Origin of the sequence: Pseudomonas sp. YL2, from assembly GCF_023063025.1 — a bacterium.
GTDB classification, from domain to species: Bacteria; Pseudomonadota; Gammaproteobacteria; order Pseudomonadales; family Pseudomonadaceae; genus Aquipseudomonas; species Aquipseudomonas putida_A.
The window spans coordinates 1-3,804 of sequence record NZ_JAJSLU010000005.1; the positions used below are offsets into that span (position 1 = coordinate 1).

Sequence of the window (3,804 nt, forward strand, 5' to 3'; positions counted from 1 at the left end):
CAGCTTGCCATCCACCCCTCTCACCCCAGAGTTTATTCCCTTACTCAGACACAAGCGGGCTTGCTCGCGAAGGCGTCCTTTCAGGCAACATTATTGTTGACTGGCAGACCGCTTTCGCGAGCAAGCCCGCTCCCACAGTTTGGATCAACGCCGTTTGCTGCCACCGAGCAACGACCCCATCAAGCCGCGCACCAGTTGTTTACCCAGATTGTTGGCCGCCTGACGCATGGCTGACTTCAACGCCTGCCCCGCCGCCGTGCCCAGAAACTCTCCGGCACGATCAGCCAGGCTCGACTCTTCGGCTGCCGGCTTACCCGCGGGCGCATCCGCCTCCGGCGCCAGATCCTTGCGGCCCATCAGGATTTCATACGCCGACTCACGATCGATCGGTTTGTCATAACGACCCTTGAACGGCGACCCGGCGATCAGCATCGTGCGTTCGGTTTCGCTCAACGGCCCGATCCGCGACTGTGGCGGCGCCACCAGCACCCGCTGGACCATCTCCGGCGTGCCTTTTTCCTGCAGCGTCCCGACCAGTGCTTCACCGATACCCAGCTCAGTCAGCACCGACAAGGTGTCGAACGCCGGATTTGGCCGGAAACCATCGGCCACCGCCCGCAGGGACTTCTGTTCCTTGGCGGTGAACGCTCGCAAGCCGTGCTGAATCCGCAGGCCAAGTTGCGCGAGCACGTCATCCGGCAGGTCGCCCGGCGACTGGGTGACGAAATACACACCCACTCCTTTCGAGCGAATCAGCCGCACCACCTGCTCCAAACGCTCCTGCAACGCCTTGGGCGTATCGCCGAACAACAAATGCGCTTCATCGAAGAACAGCGCCAACAGCGGTTTGTCGGCATCGCCGCGCTCCGGCAATTGTTCGAACAGCTCGGCCAGCAGCCAGAGCAGGAACGTCGCGTAGACCTTCGGTGCCTCATGCACCAGACGGCTGGCATCGAGCAAATGAATCCGCCCACGACCATCGGCGGCCGGTTGCAGAATGTCTTCGAGTTGCAGCGCCGGTTCGCCGAACAACGCTTCAGCGCCCTGCTGCTCCAGGGTCGCCAGCCGGCGCAACAGTGCCTGGCTGGAACCGGTGGTCATCAGCGCGGCGTCTTCGCCGAGCAACTGCGGGTTGTCCTTGAGGTGATTGAGCAGCGCCTTGAGGTCTTTCAGATCCAGCAGCAACAGACCTTCGCGGTCGGCCACTTTAAAGGCTGCGTACAGCGCCGACTGCTGGCTGTCGGTCAGCTCCAGCAGGCTGCCGATGAGCAGCGGGCCCATTTCACTCAAAGTCGTGCGCAACGGATGACCGGATTCACCGTGAATGTCCCACAGCGTCACCGGATAAGCCTGCGGCTTGTGGTCGAGCCAGGGCATCCCGGCGATGCGCTCGGCGACCTTGCCCTGCGGATTGCCGGCGGCACCGAGGCCGCACAGGTCGCCCTTGATGTCGGCGGCGAACACCGCGACCCCGGCGTCACTGAATGCTTCGGCAAGGCGTTGCAAAGTCACGGTCTTGCCGGTCCCGGTCGCACCGGCGATCAGCCCGTGGCGGTTGGCCAGGCGCATGGCCTGAGCAATCGGTTGCCCCGCCAGATCGGCGCCGATAACGAGTTGCGATGTGTCAGGCATTTTGTCACCTATGGTTAATCTTTAATCCGCTGTGGCCGATAGATAAGGGCGAGAACCTGACTGAAAAGTCGGTCGGACATTTCCCTAAGGAGAGTCGGAAATATCAGTTTGTTTCACCCTTGCCCATATTGCGCGTCTTTATAAAAGCACGCCCAGGACATTAAGACCTTAGCGGAACCCCAAGCCATGAACAAAAACCTGCGCTTCAGCCATAAAATTTTGCTTGCCGCCGCCCTCATCGTCATCGCCGCTTTCGCCTCGTTCACGCTGTACAACGACTGGCTGCAACGCAACGCGATCCGCGATGACCTGAACAACTATCTCAACGAGATGGGCGAAGTCACCGCCGACAACATCCAGACCTGGCTCAACGGGCGCATTCTGCTGGTCGAGAACGCCGCCCAGAATATTGCCATCAATCCGGACCCGGCCAACGTCGCCAGCCTGCTGGAACAGAAATCCCTGACCTCGACGTTCATGGCCACTTACCTGGGCGATGCCACCGGTCACTTCACCATCCGTCCGGACGTGAAGATGCCGGACGGCTTCGATCCACGGGTGCGCCCTTGGTATAAAGGGGCAGAGAGCAGCAGCGCCTCGACCCTGACCGAACCGTACATCGACGCCGCCACCGGGCAGTTGATCATCTCGATCGCCACCGCCTCGAAAAAGGCCGGCCAGAGCGTCGGCGTGGTGGGCGGCGACCTGAGCCTGCAAACCCTGGTCGACACCCTCACCGCCCGGGACTTCTCCGGCATGGGCTACGCCTTCCTGGTCAGCGCCGACGGCAAGATCCTCGTGCACCCGGACAAGGCACTGGTGATGAAATCACTGAAAGAAGCCTATCCGCAGGACACCCCGCGCATCAGCAGCGACTTCAGTGAAATCACCGTCGATGGCAAGACCCGCATCGTCAGCTTCGCGCCGATCAAAGGCCTGCCGTCGGTCAACTGGTACATCGGGCTGTCGGTGGACAAGGACAAAGCCTTCTCGATGCTCAGTGAGTTCCGCACCTCGGCGGTGATTGCCACGGTGATTGCGGTGGTGATCATCATCGCGTTGCTGGGCATGCTGATTCGCCTGCTGATCCAGCCGCTGCACGTAATGACCCGCGCCATGGAAGACATCGCCGACGGCGAAGGCGATCTGACCAAGCGCCTGACCATCGTCAATAACGATGAGTTTGGCGTGCTGGGTACCGCATTCAACCGTTTCGTCGAGCGTATTCACGGTTCGATCCGCGAAGTGTCGTCGGCCACAGGGCAAGTCAACGAGGTCGCGCTGCGCGTGGTCGCGGCGTCCAACTCGTCGATGTACAACTCCGACCAGCAAGCCTCGCGCACCAGCAGCGTCGCCGCCGCGATCAATCAACTGGGCGCCGCTGCCCAGGAAATTGCCCGCAACGCCGCGCAAGCCTCGAACCAGGCCAGTGACGCCCGCGGCCTCGCCGAAGACGGCCAGCAAGTGGTGGATCGCAGCATCAAGGCGATGAATCAACTGTCGAGCATGCTCAGCGCCTCCAGCACCAACATCGAGTCGCTGAACAGCAAAACCGTGAACATCGGGCAGATCCTCGAAGTGATCACTAGCATTTCCCAGCAGACCAACCTGCTGGCGCTCAACGCCGCCATCGAAGCGGCCCGTGCCGGTGAAGCCGGACGCGGTTTTGCCGTGGTCGCCGACGAAGTGCGCAACCTGGCGCACCGCACTCAGGAATCGGCGCAGCAGGTGCAGACCATGATCGAGGAGCTGCAGGTCGGCGCCCGTGAATCGGTGAGCACCATGAGCGACAGCCAGCGCCACAGCCAGGACAGCGTGGAAATCGCCAACCTCGCCGGCGAACGCCTCAACAGCGTGACCCAGCGCATCGGCGAGATCGACGGGATGAACCAGTCGGTGGCGACCGCGACCGAGGAGCAGACGGCGGTGGTCGAGTCGATCAACGTCGACATCACCGAGATCAATACGCTGAACCAGGAAGGCGTCGAGAACCTGCAAGCGACCTTGCGCGCCTGTTCGGATCTGGAACAGCAGGCTGCGCGTCTGAAGCAGCTGGTCGGCAGCTTCAGGATTTAAAGCGCAGCCACTGGCCTCTTCGCGGGCAAGGCCCACCCCACCTCGTATCTTTGGCGGTCTCCGAGCCCCGCCGGCGCGGGGGCGCAGGGGGGGAGT

At 62.0% G+C, this 3,804-nt stretch carries 2 protein-coding genes and 1 pseudogene; 2 read left to right on the forward strand and 1 reads right to left on the reverse strand.

Features of this window, described 5'->3' with window-relative positions; translation table 11 throughout:
• Positions 1–144: 144 nt before the first annotated feature.
• On the reverse strand, positions 145–1,632 hold the full coding sequence (locus LVD08_RS09240; protein ID WP_247267981.1) for a helicase HerA-like domain-containing protein: 1,488 nt from the start codon (positions 1,630–1,632) through the stop codon (positions 145–147).
• Between the two features lie 186 nt (positions 1,633–1,818).
• Here LVD08_RS09240 and LVD08_RS28220 point away from each other — a divergent pair.
• Both LVD08_RS28220 and LVD08_RS28225 read left to right on the forward strand, forming a co-directional pair.
• Positions 1,819–2,850, forward strand: a pseudogene (locus tag LVD08_RS28220) (HAMP domain-containing protein); the annotation flags it as partial.
• Positions 2,851–2,943: 93 nt separating this feature from the next.
• Positions 2,944–3,708 carry a methyl-accepting chemotaxis protein gene (locus tag LVD08_RS28225; protein ID WP_371917866.1) on the forward strand — a complete coding sequence of 255 codons (765 nt, stop codon included), beginning with the start codon at positions 2,944–2,946 and terminating at the stop codon, positions 3,706–3,708.
• The last annotated feature ends 96 nt before the right edge of the window (positions 3,709–3,804 follow it).